Raw genomic sequence first — 19,110 nt, forward strand, 5'->3', positions numbered from 1 at the left:
TCTCGCGTTGCGGTGTCGTCCCCGGACAAGGGACGCTCGCGGCTGAACAGGGGATGAAAGGACCGCCCCCGCGGTCGGGCCTCTAACGCTGCACTGCGATCTTTAGTTCAAACCGGTCGGCGCATCACTGACAATGCCCGCCTGCGCGGCGACGCACACCTGATCGAAGGCGCCGACGATGTGATAGAGCGAACTGGCCGGCGCGGGTTCGTCTGTGAAGGCGCCCGCGGGCTCCAGCTTGTCGCGCCATGCGCCGTTCGGCCGCAGGTAGAGGGCCAGCCCGGCCATGGCCTTGCGGGCCTCGGACAGGCGTTGTTCGCGCTCCGACCCCTCGGCCAGTTCCGCGAAGGCCAGCGCCGCGCGCAGCCATTCTGTCTGGGGCCACAGTCGGGCGCGGGCGCTGCGGACCTGCAGGCTGTCATCCAGTTCATCGACCGCCACGCCCCGGCGGGGATCAACGCCGCGCAGGCCGTGGAGATAGAGACGCTTCGCCGCCGTCATGGCGCGCGCGTCGCCCCGGTTCAGGGCATGGCGCGACAGCAACCAGGCCCATTCGAACTGGTGACCCGGCTCGACCAGTCGGCCGTCGTCGCCCGGCGCGGGGCGCCAGTCAGCGTTGAAGAACTCGCGCAGGAAGCCGCCCTCGGCGTCAATGAACCGGGTCAGGGCCAGTTCAGCCAGGCTGTCGGCGATGTCGTTCCAGCGCGGATCGACGCCGCGCGCGGCCCAGGCCTGCGCCGCCTCGAACAGGTGCATGTTGGCGTTGGCCTGGTACGGATGGTCCCCCGCTTCCTTCCAGCCGCCGTTCGGCAGGCGCTCGGCGAACAGGCGATCCAGCAGGATCGTCGCCTGCGCCTCGCAGCGGTTGGTCTCGATTCCGGCGGCGTGGACGGCGGACAGCGCCAGCAGGGTGAAGGCCTGTTCGTACAGGACGACGCCGTCGTCCAGCACCAAACCGTCGGCGTTCAGGGCGTTCCGAACCGCGCCGTCGGGGCGCAGATAGCCGTCGAGGAAACGGGCCAGGCCGCTTTCGACCCGGTCCCGCCAGGGGCCGGTCCAGCCTTGGGCGCCGGCGCGGGCGAAGACGTAGATCTGGCGGGTCTGCACACGGGCGCGGCGGCGGCTTTCGACCGGGCGGCCCTCCAGCGTCAGGGTCTCGACGAAGGCTCCGTCGGCGTGGGTTCCGAGCGTCGCCCACAGCGGCAGGGCGGCGGTGCGCATCCAGTCGCCGAAGCGTCGGTAGGGAGCGGTCTCGCCGGTTTCCGGCACATCGGCGTGGCGCGGGGCCTCGGCCTTGACCCGATCCACCACCAGCTTGACGTCCTGGGACCGAGACAGATCGCAGACCAGAACGGCGTCATTCTCGGCGATGACCGCGATGTTGGATACGCCCAGCGTCGCCACGACCATGCCGTCGGCGGCGCGGACAAGGGTGTTGTCGCTGTCGACCCCGATATGCAGGCCGGTGTGCCCGGCCCCGGTGGCGAGAACGGAGTCCCAGGCGCCGACATCGGACCATTCGAAGGCCACGGGCAGGACGGAGGTGCGGTCGCTCTTCTCCATCACCGCATAGTCGATGGAAATGCGCGGCGCTGTGCGGAAGGCGTCGGTCAGGCGGACCAGCGGACCGGCCAGGTCTGTGGGCAGGGCCGCGCGGGCGGCGTCGCCGATGCCGGGCGCGTACCGGGCGAGTTCGTCCATCAACGCGGCGGCGGAGACGATGAAGTTGCCGCTGTTCCACAGGAAGCCGTCGGCCAGATAGCGGGCGGCGGTCGCGGCGTCGGGCTTTTCGACAAAGCGTTTGACCGGCGACAGGCCCACGCCCTCGGGGCTGATGTAGCCATAGGCCGGGGAGGGCCAGGTCGGTGTGACGCCCAGGGTGACGATCCGGCCGCGCGCGGCCTCGTCCGCGGCGGTGCGGACGGCGGCGCGGAAGGCCTCGGCGTCGGGAATATGGTGGTCGGACGCGATGATGGCGGCGACGCCGTTCGGATCGCGGCACTGGATAAAGGCGGCGGCGGCAGCCATGGCCGGTCCTGAATCCCGGGCTTCGGGCTCCAGCAGGATGGTGGCCTCGACACCGATGGCGTTGAGTTCGGCGGCGATGGCGTCGGCGTGGCCCAGACCCGCGACCACGACCACGTCGCCCTCACCCGCGAGGGGGGAAACCCGCAACACCGTCTCCTGGAACAGGGTCCGGGCGCCGGTCAGGGGCAGGAACTGCTTGGGCCGTCCGGGACGCGACGCGGGCCAAAGGCGCGAACCGGCGCCTCCGCACATGATCACCGGATAGATTTTCATCGGTCCCCCGCGTCTGTCGCGACCACTCGGTTCTAGAGACAGAATGGCGCGCCGTCTCGGAACAGTTTGTGTCGCCCGGTGTCAATCAAGCGGCGCGCGGCTTTGGCGGTTTGAAGAAATCGGGATTTCTCTACAGATGATCCGGGTTGGAATACTTTCGTTCTCCCATGTCATGGCGAGGTGTGGCCCAAGCGTGACAGAGAGCCGACAAGGCGCTAGAACCCCGGAACTTTTCCCGGACACGCTGACTTTCAGCGCGTCGGGGCGGGCGTTCGGCGGGGAAACCGTGAGCGTGCGCGGATTTTTAATGGCCGAAGTGGAGGGCGGCGCGGATTTCGTCACCGTACTGTGAAGGCCGGACGTTATTACTTTGGCGTGTGGCTCTGTGGATGAAACCCGCCGGACAGGACTGTTTTGGGTAACGCGAACGTACTGTTGATCCGGGGACTGAAGGTTGCGGTGCGCGCCAGTGTGCGCGTCGTCGCGATGATCGGCGGCTATCTGGTCGCCTCCGGCAACGCCCTGACGCCAGACGCCATTCTGGATGCGACGCAGTCGGCCTGGCCGTTCGCCCTGGCGTTCGCGGCGCTGGGTTTCCTGCTGGATCAGTTCTTCCGCACGGATCGCGCCCTGTGGCGCTATGTGTCGATCGTCGACGTGGGGCCGATCGTCCGGACCTCGCTGCTCTCGACAGTGATCTTCCTGGCGCTGGGTTTCTTCATGGACCGGGGCGCGTCCCTGCCGCGCTCGACCCTTCTGATCGCCCTCATTCTGGATATCGGCCTGACGCTGGCGCTGGTGCTGCTGCGTCGCATCATCCACGACAAGGAAGCCCTGAAAGCCATCGCCCCGTTCGTCGGCTCGCGCGATGAACGCAAGCCGCTGATCGTGGTCGGCGCCATGGATCGCGCCGAGACCTTCCTGCGCGAACTGGCTCGCAGCGGGGAAGCCTATCGCCCGGCGGGCATCGTGACCGACAACAAGGGCGCGGTGACGCGGGAGCTGCGCGGCGTGCCGGTGCTGTCCGGCGCCGGCGCCGCCTTCGAGATTCTGGAAGACCTGACCGACCGCGACATCGAGGCGGCCATCGTCTTCCTCGATGACCATCTGACGCCGGTGGATTTCGGGGTCGAGCGTCTGGGCCAGCTTCGGACGCGCGGCGTGCACCTGCTGCGGGTGCCGAGCCTGGTCGAGATGGGCGGCAAGGCCGACGAGCCGGTCATGCGCAAATTCGAGCTCGAGGAACTTCTGGCGCGTCCGCCGGTGCGTCTGGCCGATGGCCCGCTGCGAGCGCTGGTCGCCGGCAAGCGGGTGCTGGTCACGGGCGCGGGCGGCTCCATCGGCTCGGAGATCTGCCGTCAGGTCGCCAGTCTGGGCTGCGGCCATCTGGTGCTCGTCGACAACTCGGAATTCGGCCTGTTCAAGATCGATCAGGAGATCAGCGCGCGTTGGCAGACCCTGTCGTCCCGCGAATATCTGTACGACGTGCGCAACAAGGCCCTGCTGAACGAGGTCTTCACGCGCGAGCGCCCGGATGTGGTCTTCCACGCCGCCGCCCTGAAGCACGTGCCGCTGATGGAGAAGCACCCGTGTGAGAGCGTGCTGACCAATGTCGTCGGCACCTGGAACGTCGCCGAGGCCGCCAACGCCGCCGACGTGAAGCACATGGTCTTCATCTCGACCGACAAGGCCGTTGATCCCCCGAACGTCATGGGCGCCACCAAGCGTCTGGCCGAGGCCGTGGTTCGCGCCCAGCAGACCAGCGCGGGCAACACCCGTTTCAGCGTCGTGCGCTTCGGCAATGTGCTGGGTTCGGCCGGCTCGGTCGTGCCGACCTTCCGCGCCCAGATCGAGCGCGGGGGTCCGGTGACGCTGACGCACCCGGACATCGAACGCTACTTCATGACCATACCGGAGGCGGTCCAGCTGGTCCTGCACGCCACGGCCCACTCGGCGGGACAGCCGGATGGTCCGATGGGCGTCTTCGTGCTGGATATGGGCAAGCCGGTGAAGATCATCGACCTGGCCCGTCAACTGATCGGCCTGTACGGCAAGGTTCCGGGCAAGGACATCGAGATCGAGGTCACGGGCCTGCGTCCCGGAGAGAAGCTGTTCGAGGAGCTGGTCGATTCCAGCGAGGTCGCCGAGATGTGCGGTCAGAGCCTGATGTGCGTGACCGATCGCATCGAGGGCGCGCGGATGACCGAGCGGATGGTGCACAAGCTGGAGCAGACCGCCCGCACCGGCGACAACGCCGCCGCCCGCGCCCTGATCTTCGAAATTCTGGCCCGGGTCCGCACCGTCGGCGACGAGCGCGGCGCCGACGTGGTGCCGATCAAGCGGGCCTGATCAACGGTTCAGTGCGAGATGTTCCGCGCGCGCAGAACCTTTCCGACCGTCATCCAGATCGTCTGAAGATCCATCGCGAACGAGCGGCGTTGCAGGTACTCGACGTCCAGCGCGACCTTGTCCGGAATGGAAAGCTCGTCCCGCCCGTTGACCTGCGCCCAACCGGTCAGGCCGGGACGCAGGGTGTGGACGCCCTTTTCGGTGCGCAGGGCGATCAGGTCGTCCTGGTTGAACAGGGCCGGGCGCGGGCCGACGATCGACATATCGCCGACAAAGATGCTCCACAGCTGGGGCAGCTCATCCAGACTGGATTTGCGCAGGAAGCCGCCGATGGGCGTCAGCCACGCGGTGGTGTCGGTCAGCAAATGGGTGGCGACCGCCGGGGTCTCGGTCCGCATCGAGCGGAACTTGGGCATGCGGAACAGCTTGTTGTCCCGGCCGACCCGGTCGGACCAGTAGATCGCCGGCCCCTTTGAGGTCGCCTTCACGGCGATGGCCGTGGCCAGCATGAGCGGCGAGAACACCAGCAGGGCGCCGCCGGCCATCACGAAATCAAACGCGCGTTTCACGGGATCACCGGGCCTTCAGGATGCCGCGCATGGCGTCGATAATGCGGTCGATCTCCGCGCGGGTCATGTTCGAGCCGGAGGGCATGCACAGGCCGCGCTCGAAGATGTCGTCCGACACAGGCTCGTTGCCGTGGGCGAAGTGGCGGCAGTGGGCGAAGACCGGCTGCTGATGCATCGGTTTCCACACCGGACGGGCCTCGATCATCTCGTCGGCGAGGCGCTGGATGACTTCGGAAGCGGTGACGCCGGTGATCGCCGGATCCAGCGTCAGGGCCGAAAGCCAGCGGTTGGACCAGCTCCATTCCGGCTCGGGCTGCCATTCCAGACCGGGAATGTCGGACAGGCCCTCGCGGTAGGCGTCGTGCACCGCGCGGCGTGACGCCACGCGGTCGCCCAGCACCTGCAACTGGCCGCGCCCGACCCCGGCCAGAATGTTGGACATGCGATAGTTGAAGCCGATCTGGCTGTGTTGGTAGTGCGGCGCCGGATCGCGCGCCTGCGTCGCGAGGAAGCGGGCCTGTCTGATCAGGGCCTCGTCATCGGACACCAGCATGCCGCCGCCCGAGGTGGTTATGATCTTGTTGCCGTTGAACGAGAAGACGCCCATCAGGCCGAACGAGCCGGACGCCTTGCCCTTGTAGGTCGCACCGAGGCTTTCGGCGGCGTCCTCGATCATCGGCACGCCGTGACGGTTACAGAGTTCGAGGATCGGGTCCATGTCGGCCGACTGGCCGTACAGGTTCACGACGATCACAGCCTTGGGCATCCAGCCCTCGGCCTTCGCGGCGTCGAAGGCGCGCTCCAGCGCGACGGGCGACATGTTCCAGCTGTCGGCTTCGCTGTCGATAAAGACCGGCTCGCCACCCTCATAGACGATGGGATTGGCCGAGGCCGCGAAGGTCAGCGTCGAGCAGAAGACCCTGTCCCCCGCCTTCACCCCCAGCATCCGCACGGCCAGATGGATGGCGGCGGTGCCGGACGACAAAGCGGCGGCGTGCTTCACCCCCGCCAGCGCGGCGATCTCGCGCTCGAAGGCGTCGACGTTCGGACCCAGCGGGGCGATCCAGTTGGTGCGGAAGGCCTCTTCCACGAAGTGCAGTTCCGCCTCACCCATATGCGGGGTCGACAGCAGGATGGGCGCGCCGATGTCGCGGCGGTTCAACACCCGCACGACGCGGCCGTCGCCGTCGATCAGGGGCAGGTGGTTGATCTCGTGCTTGTCCATCAGGCCCAGCGCGGCCTTGCGCGTCACCTCTTCCGGCGCGGTGACGGACGCGAGGTCCGGCAGGTCTTCGAGCGTATCACTCATCTCCGAACCGGCCAGCAGCAGGCGGCGCAGATCCCCGTCCGTGACGGTGCGCTGGAAGCGGCCCTCGGCGTCGACCAGCAGCAGCATCTGCATGCCGGAGTTGTTGATGGTCTCCATGGCGTCGCGAATGGTCGCGGTGCGCGGGGCGCTGAAGGCGTGGACGTCGGTCATTCAGGAAGCTTTCGGGGCGGCGGGCACGCCGGTCCAGGTCTGTTGCGAGGCGACGTCGCGGGTCACGACCGCGCCCGCGCCGATGGTCACGTCATCGCCGACGGCGACGCCGGGCAGGATGACCGCGCCCGCGCCGATCAGGCAGCGCGCGCCGACGGTGACCCCGCCGCCGAGGCTGGTGTTGGGGGCGATGTGGCTGAAATCGCCGACGGCGCAGTCATGATCGATGACGGCGCCGTGATTGACGATGACGCCGCGCCCGACGACGGCCCTGGGCCCGACCACGGCGGAGGCTGCGATGAAGGCGCCGTCCGCCACGGTGGCGAAGCGGGACACGGTCGCTGCCGGATGGATGACGGTCAGCGGGGCGCCGCCGGCGGCCTCGGCCTCGACATACAGACGCCGACGCACCTCCGCCGCGCCGATGGCGACGTGGAAGCTGAGGCCGGTCAGCGCGGGCGCGACGGACGGCGTCCCGACCGGCAGGCCAAGCAGGTCAGGCGCGGGGGCGTCGGCCCGGACCGTGACGCCAGACAGGTTCGTCCCGCCTTCCAGCAAGGCGTCCAGCACCACCTTCGCATGCCCGCCTGCGCCGATCAGATGGATCATATCAGTACCCGTTGACCTTCATCATCAGGGCCGCGTCCAGCGGGACAGAGGCCAGAAGGCGCGCGATGCGCGGTCCCGCCTGACCGTCGCCATAGACGTTGAGCGGCGCAAGTCGGCCCTTGGCCAGAAGGTCGGCGATCCCGTGGGCCAGCGCCTGTTCGGTGGCGTCGACGTCGCGGACGTTGGCGTTGCGTTCGCGCAGATTCTGGCGCGGACCGACGTTCAGGACCGGCGTGCCGAAGCTGGCGGCCTCGATGATTCCGGCGCTGGAATTGCCGATCATCAGGTCAGCGTGGGCCATGGCGGCGATGAAGGCCGGGCGGGCCAGATGGGTGCGCACGGTGATGTCCGGCGTTCCCTTGGTCTCGGTCAGGACGGCGCGCACCCCGTCGCTGCCCGCGTCGGCGTTGGGCATCAGGGCCAACACCTGCAGGCCCGCATCGGTGACGGCCTTCAGGATGCGGCGCGCATCGTCGGCGGCGGTCAGGGCCTCCTGCAGCACCGGGTGATAGACCATCAGGGCGAAGCGGCGCTCCGGGTCCAGCCCGTGCAGGCGGGTCACTTCCGTCAGGTCCGGCAGTTCGGCGTCGATCAGGCCGTCCAGACCGGGGGCTCCGGTGACGTGGATGTTGGCGGGGTTCTCGCCCATCCGCTCCAGCCGGTCGGCGGCTTCCCGCGTCGCGGTGAAGTGCAGGTGGCTGAGCTTGGAAATGGCGTGACGGACAGGCTCGTCCACCGTGCCGGATCGCTCGCCGCCGTGAATGTGCGCCACGGGGATGTTCAGATGGATCGCCGCCAGCGCTCCGGCCAGCATCTCACCCCGGTCGCCCAGCAGCAGGACCACGTCGGGTCGCTCGCTTTCCAGCCCATCGGTGAAGGCTGTGACCATGGTTCCCAGATTGCGGGCCATGGTGGCGCCGGTCGCGGGCTCCAGCGGCACGGGGACACGGGCGGCGATGCGCAGGCCGGCGGCCTCGATCTCGTCCGCCGTGTGCCCGTAGGCTTGCGACAGGTGCATGCCGGTGACGATCACCGACAGGTCCAGCTCCAGATGGTCGCGCAGGATCTGCAGCGTCGAGCGCATCAGGCCGAAGTCGGCGCGGGTGCCGCTGATGTAGCAGACGCGGCGGCCCATCAGATCATGGCCTCGCCGGACAGCAGGTCCCAGGTCAGGGGCTGGCCCGCCGCGACGTCTTCCTGAAGGGCGCGGCCCGGCAGGGTGTGGAAGAAACGCGGCGCGATCCCCGAGGCCGGGCGCAGCAGGATCAGGTCGGCCTCGGTCAGGATGTGGCCGGCGGGCAGGGCGGTTCGGGCCATGACGGACCTGCGGGCCACCGCGCGCACCGGCAGTTCTGCGGCGGTCGGCGCCTTCACCGACGAACCCAGCGCCTGTTCGACATCGCGGATCTGACGGACCAGATCGGTCAGTTGTTCGACGGTCAGCGAGGCGCGGTGGTCCGGCCCGGGCAGGGTGACGTCGAGGGTGAAATGCTTCTCGATCACCGTCGCGCCCAGCGCCACGGCGGCGGTCGAGACCGCGAGCCCGAGCGTGTGGTCGGAATAGCCGACCGGCATGCCCGTGACTTCGCCGATGGTGCGCATGGCGCGCAGGTTCACGTCGGACGGCGCGGCCGGATAGTTGGACGTGCAGTGCAGGATGGTCAGCACCTGATCCAGCGGCGCGGTCAGGCCGTGCTTCGCACGGGTCTCGGCGATGACGGCGACGGCGTCGGTGATCTCCTCCATCGTCGCCATGCCGGTCGAGACGATCAGCGGACGATCCTTCGCCGCCAGATGGCGCAGGAAGGGATGGTTCACGATCTCGCCAGACGGGATCTTGATTCGCGCCATGCCCGAGGCGACGAGGAAGTCCGCCGCCTCCTCGTCGAAGGGCGTGGACATGAACTCAATGCCGACCTCGCCGCACCGGGCGATCAGGCGGTGGTGGAGGTCTTCCGACATCTCCAGCGCCTTCAGCATCTCGTGCTGGTTGCCCTCGCCGGTCTCGCGTTTCTGATAGTCGGCCTTCTCGGCGCCGGGCGCGGCCAGCTTGTCGGCCGAGAAGGTCTGGAACTTGACCGCGTCGGCGCCCGCCGCCTTCGCGGCGTCGACCATGGCCAGCGCCCGGTCGGCGTCGCCGTTATGATTCACGCCGGCTTCGGCGATGATGAAGACGCTCAACAGCTCCTCCCGGATAGCGGCCCGGTCTAACTCAGGTCGCACGGCGCAGGTAGCGCGGATTTCGACAAAGCGGGCTTCAGGGCGTCCAGTTCAGCGTTTGGCGGGTGTGGGCGATGTCGACCTCCAGATCGCCGAACAATTGGGAGGCCATCGCGCTCTTGCCCAGCAGCTTCAGTGGGAGGGTCAGAAAGACCGGCGGAACCGGCAGGAGGGTGAGGGAGCGGCCTTGCGCCGCGGCCATCTGCTCCAGCAGGGCGCGGGTTGAGACCGGCGCGCCGTCGCTGACGAGGAAGGTCTGGCCCGCCGCCGCCGGGTGGTCGATGACCACGTCGATCAGACTGCACAGGGTCTCAAGCGACACCAGATCACGCCGGTTGTTCGTCACCAGACCGAAGGGCAGGGGCAGGCCCTTGGCGATCACCCGGTTCAGGGTCGCCAGATTGCCCTTGGGCTCAGGCCCCGTGATCAGGGGCGGACGAAGGATCACCACCTCCAGCCCGGTCTGCGCCGCGATGGCGCGCAGGGCCAGTTCGGCCTCATGCTTGGATACCGCGTAGGGCGAGTGGGGGGCGGGCGGGGCGTCGTGACGGAAGGGCGTTCCGTGGGTCTCGGAACCGTTCACCCCGATGCTGGAGATGAAAACGAAGCGCCGCACGCCCGCCGCCGCGGCCTGCCGGGCCAGCGCCGTCGTCGCCCCGGTGTTCACCACGCGGAACAGGGGCAGGGGATTGTCGGTGGTTTCCTTGAGCACATGGGCGCGGGCGGCGCAGTGCACGACCGTGTCCACGCCTTGCAGGGCGGCGCTCCAGTCGGTGTCGGCGGACAGGTCGCCGACGGCCACGGCGCCCGGTCCCGCATCATGCCGGACGGCGGCGCGGACACTCCGGCCGTTCTGGATCAGGCGATCCACGACCGCGCGGCCGAGAAAGCCGGTCGCGCCGGTGACGAGAACGGTCATCCGCTCCTCCTGTTCGGAAACCTTCGGGTTTTCCTCGTACAGGGTTGGCCTGTCGTTCGAAACGAGGCATTCGATCCTGACTGACTTTGCTGAACTCCCTGGATGGCCTCGACCATGTCCGAAACCGAAATCTACGCGCAGCTGACCGAGATCTTCCGCGACGTCTTCGACGACGACGATCTGACGCCGGTTCCGACCATGGTCGCCGCCGACGTCGAGGAATGGGACAGCCTGAGCCACATCCGCCTGATGCTCTCGGTCGAGAAGGCCTTCGGCCTGCGGTTCTCGACGGTCGAGGTCGGCAGCCTGAAGCAGGTCGGCGATCTGGTGGCCCTGATCCAGAGCAAGCAAGCCGCGGGCTGAGCCGGACCCGGAAGACAGAGCGATGAGTGACCGCGGGAACCTGTTCTGGCTTCCTCAAAGGCCGGCTGACTTCGCCGACCGGCTGAAGGCCGCGCAGGCGGGCGACGGCGCGCTGGCGCATGAGCTGAAACTGCTGGCCGGCCACGCGCTGGACATCAACGGTCTGAACCGTTTGGCCAAGGCCCTGCGGAAGGCGCGGGCGGACGGGCGGTCGCTGAAGCCGTTGGGCGCGTTCCGGCTGGGGCTGCTGAGCAACTCCACCACCTCGCTGATCGCCCCCGCGCTGGAGGCGACGGCCCTGCGCTACGGGCTGGCGATGGAGGTGGTCGAGGCGCCCTTCGGCCAGATCGTGCAGGAGGCGCTGGACCCGCAGTCGTTGCTCGCCACCTCCGATCTCGACGCCATTCTGATCGCCGTCGATGTGCACGGTCTGCCGCTGAGCGGGACGCCGGGCGACAGCGAGCGGGCCGAGGCCACGCTGGACGGCGTGCTGGCCCAGTTCGACCTGATCCGTCAGGGGCTGCGCGCCAATACGACGGCGGCCCTGGTCTGGCAGACCGCGCCGCGCTTGCCCGAGACCCTGTTCGGCAGCTTCGATTTTCGCCTGACCGGTACCCATCGCTGGCTGGTGGATCAGTTGAACCGGCGTCTGGCGGACAGCCTGCCGGATGACGAACTGCTGGTCGACGTGGCCGGGCTGGCCGAGAGCGTCGGTCTGGACGCCTGGCATGACCCGGTCATGCGCAATATCGGCAAGCTGCCGTTCGCGCAGGAGTTCGTTCCCGTCTACGCCGAGCATGTAGCGCGGGTGATCGGGGCGGTGCGCGGCAAGAGCCGCAAGACGCTGGTGCTGGATCTCGACAACACCCTCTGGGGCGGGATCATCGGCGACGACGGGCTGGAAGGCATCGTTATCGGTCAGGGGTCGGGGCTGGGCGAGGCGCACCTGTCGGTGCAGCGCGCGGCGCTGGACCTGCATGGGCGCGGCGTGGTGCTGGCCGTCTCGTCCAAGAACGAGGACGCCGCCGCCCGCCTGCCGTTCCGGGAGCACGACGACATGCTGCTGAAGGAGGACCATATCGCGGTCTTCCAGGCGAACTGGATCGACAAGGCGACCAATCTGGCGACCATCGCCGACGCCCTGACGCTGGGCCGCGATGCGCTGGTCTTCCTTGACGACAATCCCGCGGAGCGGATGCAGGTGCGGGGCGTCCATCCCGAGATCGCCGTGCCCGAGCTGCCGGCTGATGCGGCGCTGTATGCGCGGGCGCTGAACGCCGGGGGCTATTTCGAGGCGGTCGCCTTCTCGGACGACGATCGGAAGCGGTCGGGGTTCTACAAGGAAAACGCCAAACGGCTACAACTGCAGGGCAGCGCGGGGTCGCTGGACGCCTATCACGCCTCGCTGGAGATGGTCGCCACGCTGCAGCCGTTCGACGCCGTGGGCCGGGCGCGCATCTCGCAACTGATCAACAAGTCCAACCAGTTCAACCTGACCACCCGCCGCTATACCGAGGCGCAGGTCGGGGCGCTGGAAGCGGATCCGACCCGGTTCACCCTTCAGGTGCGGTTGGCCGATGTGTTCGGTGACAACGGCATGATCTCGGTCATCGTCGCCGACCGGGGCCCCGATCAGTGGGAGATCGACACCTGGTTGATGAGCTGCCGGGTGCTGGGGCGCCGGGTGGAAGAGGCGGTGCTGGCCGAGCTGGTTCGCGAGGCGCGCGCCGCGGGCGCTTCAGAACTGATCGGCCGCTTCATCCCGAGCGAGAAAAACATGATGGTGGCGAAGCACTACGAGAAGCTGGGCTTCGAGAAGATCGCCGAGACGGACGAGGGGGAAACGGTTTGGCGGTTGCGTCTGGCGGACCTGGCTGAAAAGACCCTGCCCATGACGATCGTGCGTCCGACCGCCGTGCAGGCGTAACCGGCGGTCGGGGGACGAGGACGGATGCAGTTCACCTCTACGGCTTTCGCGGGCTTCGTGCTGGTCGCCGCGCTGCTGGCCCAGCCGCTGCGGGGCGCGTGGCGCACGAACTTCCTGATCGTCCTGAACCTGATCTTCGCGGCCAGTTTCATCGCGACGCCGTTGGCGGCCGTGCCGCTGGCCGCCTTCATCCTCGCCGGCTACGGCGCGCTGATGCTGGTCGAGCGGCGCAAGGTCGCGCACGCGGTGGGCCTGAGCATCGCGGTGCTGGTTGCGGTCTTCATCTGGTTGAAGCGCTACCCCTTCGTGGCGGCGGTCCCGGCCGTGCCCTTCCCCTATGCGGTGGTGGGGCTGTCCTACCTGCTGTTCCGCCTGCTGCATCTTGTGCTGGAAGTCGGTGACGGGGCGCTGAAACGACCGTCCTTCCCCCGCTACCTGGCCTATCTGATCTTCTTCCCCGCCTTCCTCTCGGGCCCGATCAACCGGTACGAGCCGTTCGGCAAGGATCTGGACCAGCCCGTCGGCATGGACACGGACGAGGCCTGGCGCACGCTGCGCCGGTTCCTGATCGGCTTCGCCAAGGTGGCGGTGGTCGGAGAGCTGATCCTGATGGGGCACCAGCTGTTCGTTGGCCGTCTGGAGGCGACGGTGGCGGCGAGCGGCTCGAGCGCACTGATCGCGGGCTTCTATGCGTTTGGCGCAGGCCTGTACCTTCTGTTCCTGTACGCCAACTTCTCCGGCTACACCGACATGGCCATCGCCGTGGCCCGGCTGTTCGGCATCGTGCTGCCCGAGAATTTCAACCGCCCCTTCATGGCCGGAAACTTCCAGGACTTCTGGGGGCGCTGGCACATGACCCTGTCCGAGTGGTTCAGGATCTACTTCTTCAACCCGCTGCTGAAGGTGCTGATGGGACGGTTCCCGTCGGCGGCGGCCATGCCCTATCTCGGGGTTATCGCCCTGTGCGTCACCTTTGTGGTGCTGGGCGCCTGGCACGGTTCGTCGTGGGAGTATCTGCTGACCGGCCTGCTGCTCGGCGCCGGGGTGTCGGTGAACAAGCTCTATCAGGTCGAGATGACCAAACGACTGGGCAAGAAGCCGTATCAGGCGTTGACGAAGCGTCCTCTGTACGTCTGGGCCGCGCGCGGGCTGACCCTGACCTGGGTGTCGATGGCCCTGACGCCGTTCTGGATGCCGGTCGCCGGGATCGGCGGCCTGCTGGCGGCGGGCGGCGTGGTCGCCTTCGGACTGGCGCTGGTGTTGATGTCAGCCGCCTTCGCGGTTCCGATTTTCGTGCTGACCCGGCTGTGGCCTCCGGTCGAGAGCGTCTGGAGCCGTGCGTCCGGCGCGACCGTCGTGCGGGTGCTGGTGCTGGCGGGTCTGATGCTGCTTCTGGTCTTCGCGGTGCCGCTGCTGCAGACCTCCACCGACTTCGTTTATCAGGCGTTCTGACGTGATCCGGTTCTGGAAATGGCTGGCCTTGTCGACCGCGACCACGGCGGCGGCCTATGGCGGGATCGTCGCCCTGACGGGGCTGGCGCTGCCGTGGAAGGCCGAGACCTTCGACACGCAGGCGGTGACCACGACCCAGCCCGGCTGGAACAGCGAGGCGCGCTATTTCGTCCTGAACCGCAACGTCCTGTCCGAGCGGGCGAACCGCATCGTGGTGCTGGGCGCCTCCAATGCGCGCGATCCCTTCCGGCCCGACGTGATGGAGCCCCTGCTGCCCGGCTGGCGCGTGGCCAATGTCTCCCTGAGCGGCGCGGGCATCGGCGAGATCGCCGATGCCGTGGATCTGTACTACGCCCGGCGTCCGCCAGAGGCGGGGCGCACGGTCTTCGTTCTGGGGCTCAGCTATCTGCAGTTCCTGCCGGTGAACTACGGCGCCGGGCACAATCCGCTGGTGACCGAGGCCCTGCGCAGCGGTCTCTATGAGCAGGACGGCGGGAAGCTGTCGGCGATCTGGCCTGAGCCGGTTTCCGACGGGGTGGCGATGGCGTTGCGCCCGCAGGCGGTGGCCGCCAGCCTGCCGCGCCGCATGGTCCGGTCGGTGTTCGCCAACCCCGATCTGCCGATGGTGAAATCAGTCGTGGACCGGTTCAGGGGCGACGATCCCCTGTCCGTCTGGACCCGCCATATCGCCGATCAGGAATCGCTCGACACTGTCACTGTCCCTGCCGAAATGCAGCAGGCGCTGCTGGCCCAGCGGCTGGCAGGGATGGGCGGCGATCATGTGATGCCGTCGAGGGACTTCGAGCGGCTGGCCGGATTGATCGCGGCCGTCCGCGCGCGCGGAGATGCCGTGGTGATCGCGGACCTGCCCTTGCCGGAATGGCATCGTTCAGGCGTGCCGGTGACGGACGGCTCCTATCTGGCCGCGATCCGGTCGATCCTGGCCCCGCACGATGGCGACCCGGCGGTGGCTCTGGTCTCGCTGCGGGACTTCGATGCGAACGAGAACTTCTTCGATTCCGGTCATACCGAGCCCCGCCTCTGGCCTCAGCTCAGCCGCCGGCTGGCCGAGGCGCTTGCTGCGTCGTCGGTTCTGCGACCGACGCCTGCGCCGCGCTGAGACCTACCGGGCGAACAGCGGGCGTCGGCGGGCGACCGTGCCACTGCCGAGGCGGTGGGGCTTCGACAGGAAGAAGGCTGTCAGCAGCCAGACGTGCAGCATCAGGCCATTGGACAGTCCCACCGGGGTGTTGTTCAGGCTCATGACGATGCCCGCGCTGATGTAGGGCGTCAGAAGCAACCAGCGGGGATCAACACCGGCCTTGACGTTCCGGTACACCAGACCCGCGCAGTAGCCCCAGATCGCGCAGGGGATCAGGCCGAAGAACTTCAGGTCGACGTACAGCGAGCCGAAGGCGGACGGCACGAAGCCGTAGACGTTCATTCGCAGCAGGGTGGCGAAGCCGTCGGCGACGAAGTCACCGTTCAGGCGGCGCATCAGGGCCGAGACCAGATCGAGCCCGTAGGTGCCCATCAACATCGGCCCGTCGTAGCCGGTGAAAATCTCGTTCGACATGACGATGCCCTGCACCCAGTACCAGGCGAAGACGAACACCATGTAGGTGCCTTCCGACCCGAGTATCGAATAGAACAGGTTCGAGAAGTGGCCGTTGAAGCTGACGCCCCAGTTCAGGCCGACGTCGCCCAGCGCGGCCTCGACCCCGCCGCCGCCTTCGGCCCGAGCGATGAAGACCTGGATGAAGTAGACCATCGCGACGCCCGCGAAGAGGCCGAGCGCCACCTTTGAACGGGCGCCGAAGCGGAACACCTTCCGGCGTTTGCGAGGCTTGGGCGCGCCCATGTAGGCGGCGGTCGGCGCCGCGGCTCGTGCGGGAGCGGGGGCGGGAGCCGGAATGGCAGGGCGCGCGCCGGCTTTGCGACGCGTGCGCTTGGGCGTCGGAAAGACCTGCTGGCGCAGGAAATAGCTCAGAACGGCGTAGACCACCGCGAAGAACAGGGGGCCGCGTCCGCCCATGGCCAGCGCGGCGAGCGTGGGCGGTCCCAGACCGAAGACGGCGATCCGCCAGATCTGCGGACGCAGTCTGAAGCCGATCTCCCGGGCCAGATAGACGTAACCCACCGGGTAGAAGAGGAAGCCGATCTGGAACCAGATTGAACTGTTTGACTGTGCGCCTTGCAGCAGATCGGTCGCGCGGCCTGACCGGGCGGCGTAGGACGCGGCCAGATCGAACACATTGTTGTTCTGCATGTCCATGAACAGGGCGGCGATGGCGATGATCGCGGCGATCATCATCACCTGATCGGCGCGCCGGAAGTTCACGGTGACCAGCGGATCGCGGGGGCGCTGCTGCATCGGCCGCGCCGCGCTCAGCGCCGCCGCGCAGAAGGTCGTCAGGAAGACAGCCGTGATCAGGAAGCCGTAGGGCGTCAGCACCCGCGACTCGAGCCGGAACGGCAGAATGAAAAAGATCGCATAGGCGCTGATCCACGAGATCAGCATCAACACGGCGGGATGGAAGGTCATGTACAGGCCTTATGCCGCGTCTTCACGCGTCTTGTCATCCAACCACGCAGGTAATGACGCGGCGCTCTCCGTCCTCGACCATGCCGCCGCGGTGGATGCCCTTGGTGTCGAACAGGACGATGGAGCCCTTGCCCGCCGTGACCTTCCACAGTCCGCCACCGATCTCACGGCCCAATGGCGAGTCCGGAGTCAGGTCGTTTCCGAACGCGCCCTTCTGACGAAGCCTTTTCGGAAGGGCGGCGAACCGGGCGCGGGCGGCGGGATCCGTCCCGGCCAGACCGTTCGAGTCATTGGCCTCGCAGATCAGATCATCCAGCCGGCTGATCTTCATCCGGTTGGAGCCGACGACATAGCTGAACGGACCGGTGCGTTCGCCGACGTCGCTCATGTAGAAGATGGCCTTCAGGTCGCCGCCCGATGCGTCGCGGTGGCAGTAGGCCGTCGGCGGCAGGGTCGCCAGTTCGGCGTCCGGGAAGATGTCGCGCCAGAAGGTGTCAGAGGTGTCGTTGATCTGCGGATTGACGTCGATCAGCCCTGCCTTGCGGCCCAGATAGGCGGAGGCGACATCGAACACCCCGGCCTCGCGCAGGGTCGCCTCGATGGCGTTGAACAGGTCCTTCTGATCAACCCGGCTGGCCTGCGCCCGCGATTCCTCGAAATTGCGTTGGCCGTTGGACTGGCCGCGTCGTGCGACCAGGCGGTCGAACTCCGGCTTGGCGATGGCTTCCAGTTCCTCGAACCGGTCCATCGGCATGGTGACGACATGGATGCCGTGCTCGGCCAGACGGCCCGAGGGCGCGCCCTTCGCCGCCGCCGATGCGCGCTGGGCGCGGTCATCGCCGCGCACCGTGTTGCGCAGGGCCGCTCCCGCGAAGCGCAGGCGTCCGCCGAGCGAGCGGTCGGCGCGAATGTCGTGCGGGATGAACTCGTACCGGATCAGCCGCTTGAACAGCAGCTTGCCCATGCTGAGGCCGAAGATGCCGAGCGCCTGAAGGCGGGTTCCGAGCGAGGGTTTCCTGACCAGATCCTGATAGGCCGCGTGCTGGTCGTAGGCGACAAGTTCCGGCGACCAGTCCATGGCGCGGACCGGCGTGATCGCCCTGTCGGGTTCGACGTTCAGATAACCGGAAGGAGCCATGAAGCGATGTCCTCGAACGATCCGCGAGGCAGCCTTTCAGGGACTGTCCCGGATGCGCGGATACTAAGACTTTCCAGCCCGGCTGGCGCCTTGGTTAGTAGCTAGGCGAAGGTTTCAAGGTCAAGCGCGCCGCGGTCGCAGCGGCCTCTAACGCAGCAGTTCGTCCACGATGTCGGCGGCGACCTGCTCCGGGGTGGAGAAGGGGCTGCGCTCGCGCATCATTTCCAGATACCGCTCATCAAAGGCCTTGAGCATCGGGGTCTCGGTATAGCCCGGCCGAACGCTGCGAACCGTCAGCCAGCCATAGTCGGCGGCCAGCGCGTCCAGCAGACCGGCCAGACCCGCCTTGGCGATGACATAGGCGCCCATCGAGCCCGCCGCGGGCTTGCCCGGCTCGGCCAGCGCCGAGGTCAGAACGCCCAAAACCCGGCCCGACTTGCGGGGGCGGAAGCAGCTTTTCACCACCCCGGCCAGCAGGCGCTGGGGACCGGCGACGTTGACCTGCCATTGCAGGGCCATGGCTTCGGGCGAAATCTTGCCGAAGGGCTCGATCTCGGGCGGGGGCGAGCCGGCCAGCACCAGTCCGACCGGCGGCGACTCCGTCGCGGCCAGCGCCGCCGTCGCCGCGGTGATCGAGGCGTCGGAGGTCAGGTCCAGATGCAGGATGCTTCCGCCTGTGCGGTCCGCCACGGCCTCCGCCGCTTCACGGTTGCCCGCATAGCCGACGACCGGAATGAAGCCGCGCGCGGCCAACGCATCACAGACCGCCGCCCCGATGCCACCGCTGCCGCCGGAAACCAGAATCGTCTCAGCCATTGCGCAGCACCGCCTCCACCGTCGCCTTGGCGACCACCTTGTCATTCGAGGTCATCCGGACCTTCATCACGATCAGCCCGCCGGCTTCCGAGGTGTCGGTGATCGTCGCCGTCAGCGTGACGGGGCGGTTCACATAGACCGGGTTCGAGAAGCTGACCTTCATGCCTGCGAAGACGCCGTGCAGGCCGGGCATCTCCATGCCGACCAGTCGTGACAGCTGGGCGCTGAGCAGGGCGCCGTAGACGACCCGTCCCTCGAACCCCTTGGACCGCGCGAAGGCGTCGTCCATGTGCAGGGGCGCCACGTCGCCGGACAGGCGCGCGAAGGCGGCCATGTCCTCGTCGGTGACGGTGAAGTCCCAGGATACCGACCGTCCCTCGGTCAGGTCGGCCCATTGCAGTTCGGTCGCGGTGGCCATCGGC

Annotated in this window: 17 protein-coding genes; 6 read left to right on the forward strand and 11 right to left on the reverse strand. The window is 67.8% G+C overall.

Annotated features, from left to right (window positions below; all coding sequences use genetic code 11):
- Positions 1 to 102: 102 nt before the first annotated feature.
- Positions 103 to 2,301: an AGE family epimerase/isomerase gene (locus ACODRV_RS00815; RefSeq protein ID WP_488907096.1), complete on the reverse strand. Its 2,199-nt coding sequence runs from the start codon at positions 2,299 to 2,301 to the stop codon at positions 103 to 105.
- 43 nt (positions 2,302 to 2,344) lie between these two features.
- Between ACODRV_RS00815 and ACODRV_RS00820 the strand changes: the two genes are divergently transcribed.
- Both ACODRV_RS00820 and ACODRV_RS00825 read left to right on the forward strand, forming a co-directional pair.
- Entirely contained in the window at positions 2,345 to 2,653 is a 309-nt protein-coding gene (locus ACODRV_RS00820; RefSeq protein WP_488907097.1) for a hypothetical protein, read from the forward strand.
- Between the two features lie 83 nt (positions 2,654 to 2,736).
- Positions 2,737 to 4,650: a polysaccharide biosynthesis protein gene (locus tag ACODRV_RS00825; RefSeq protein ID WP_488907098.1), complete on the forward strand. Its 1,914-nt coding sequence runs from the start codon at positions 2,737 to 2,739 to the stop codon at positions 4,648 to 4,650.
- 8 nt (positions 4,651 to 4,658) lie between these two features.
- Here the strand turns inward: ACODRV_RS00825 and ACODRV_RS00830 are convergent, their stop codons facing one another.
- From ACODRV_RS00830 to ACODRV_RS00855, 6 genes are all read right to left on the reverse strand, one after another.
- Positions 4,659 to 5,219 (reverse strand): sugar transferase, encoded by a 561-nt coding sequence (locus ACODRV_RS00830; RefSeq protein WP_141625802.1) that lies wholly within the window; start codon positions 5,217 to 5,219, stop codon positions 4,659 to 4,661.
- Positions 5,220 to 5,223: 4 nt separating this feature from the next.
- The gene (locus ACODRV_RS00835) at positions 5,224 to 6,699 is read right to left on the reverse strand and encodes an aminotransferase class I/II-fold pyridoxal phosphate-dependent enzyme (RefSeq protein ID WP_488907099.1); all 1,476 of its coding nucleotides are present in this window, start codon (positions 6,697 to 6,699) and stop codon (positions 5,224 to 5,226) included.
- Complete coding sequence (locus ACODRV_RS00840; protein ID WP_488907100.1) at positions 6,700 to 7,308, reverse strand: acetyltransferase; 609 nt, start codon at positions 7,306 to 7,308, stop codon at positions 6,700 to 6,702.
- Position 7,309: 1 nt separating this feature from the next.
- Entirely contained in the window at positions 7,310 to 8,443 is a 1,134-nt protein-coding gene (neuC, locus tag ACODRV_RS00845) for a UDP-N-acetylglucosamine 2-epimerase (protein ID WP_488907101.1), read from the reverse strand.
- Positions 8,443 to 9,489: an N-acetylneuraminate synthase gene (neuB, locus tag ACODRV_RS00850; RefSeq protein ID WP_488907102.1), complete on the reverse strand. Its 1,047-nt coding sequence runs from the start codon at positions 9,487 to 9,489 to the stop codon at positions 8,443 to 8,445. The genes neuC and neuB overlap by 1 nt, the downstream gene beginning before the upstream one ends.
- 76 nt (positions 9,490 to 9,565) lie before the next feature.
- Positions 9,566 to 10,447 carry an NAD-dependent epimerase/dehydratase family protein gene (locus ACODRV_RS00855; protein WP_488907103.1) on the reverse strand — a complete coding sequence of 294 codons (882 nt, stop codon included), beginning with the start codon at positions 10,445 to 10,447 and terminating at the stop codon, positions 9,566 to 9,568.
- 114 nt (positions 10,448 to 10,561) lie between these two features.
- Here ACODRV_RS00855 and ACODRV_RS00860 point away from each other — a divergent pair, with 114 nt between their 5' ends.
- The 4 genes from ACODRV_RS00860 to ACODRV_RS00875 are packed head-to-tail and all read left to right on the forward strand — an operon-like array spanning position 10,562 to position 15,309.
- Positions 10,562 to 10,810: an acyl carrier protein gene (locus tag ACODRV_RS00860; RefSeq protein WP_141628202.1), complete on the forward strand. Its 249-nt coding sequence runs from the start codon at positions 10,562 to 10,564 to the stop codon at positions 10,808 to 10,810.
- A 22-nt stretch (positions 10,811 to 10,832) separates the two neighbouring features.
- The gene (locus ACODRV_RS00865; RefSeq protein ID WP_488907104.1) at positions 10,833 to 12,737 is read left to right on the forward strand and encodes an HAD-IIIC family phosphatase; all 1,905 of its coding nucleotides are present in this window, start codon (positions 10,833 to 10,835) and stop codon (positions 12,735 to 12,737) included.
- Between the two features lie 24 nt (positions 12,738 to 12,761).
- Complete coding sequence (locus ACODRV_RS00870) at positions 12,762 to 14,189, forward strand: MBOAT family O-acyltransferase (RefSeq protein WP_488907105.1); 1,428 nt, start codon at positions 12,762 to 12,764, stop codon at positions 14,187 to 14,189.
- Position 14,190: 1 nt separating this feature from the next.
- A complete protein-coding gene (locus ACODRV_RS00875; RefSeq protein ID WP_488907106.1) occupies positions 14,191 to 15,309 on the forward strand; it encodes a hypothetical protein in 1,119 nt (372 codons plus the stop codon).
- A gap of 3 nt (positions 15,310 to 15,312) precedes the next feature.
- Here the strand turns inward: ACODRV_RS00875 and ACODRV_RS00880 are convergent, their stop codons facing one another.
- From ACODRV_RS00880 to ACODRV_RS00895, 4 genes are all read right to left on the reverse strand, one after another.
- Positions 15,313 to 16,734: an oligosaccharide repeat unit polymerase gene (locus tag ACODRV_RS00880; RefSeq protein WP_141625810.1), complete on the reverse strand. Its 1,422-nt coding sequence runs from the start codon at positions 16,732 to 16,734 to the stop codon at positions 15,313 to 15,315.
- Positions 16,735 to 16,768: 34 nt separating this feature from the next.
- Positions 16,769 to 17,872 (reverse strand): hypothetical protein, encoded by a 1,104-nt coding sequence (locus ACODRV_RS00885; RefSeq protein ID WP_488907107.1) that lies wholly within the window; start codon positions 17,870 to 17,872, stop codon positions 16,769 to 16,771.
- 147 nt (positions 17,873 to 18,019) lie between these two features.
- The gene (locus tag ACODRV_RS00890; protein ID WP_488907108.1) at positions 18,020 to 18,688 is read right to left on the reverse strand and encodes an SDR family oxidoreductase; all 669 of its coding nucleotides are present in this window, start codon (positions 18,686 to 18,688) and stop codon (positions 18,020 to 18,022) included.
- Entirely contained in the window at positions 18,681 to 19,106 is a 426-nt protein-coding gene (locus tag ACODRV_RS00895; RefSeq protein ID WP_488907109.1) for a MaoC/PaaZ C-terminal domain-containing protein, read from the reverse strand. Before ACODRV_RS00895 ends, ACODRV_RS00890 begins: the two co-directional genes overlap by 8 nt.
- Between the last annotated feature and the right edge of the window lie 4 nt (positions 19,107 to 19,110).

It is taken from the genome of Brevundimonas sp. FG8 (assembly GCF_057808845.1).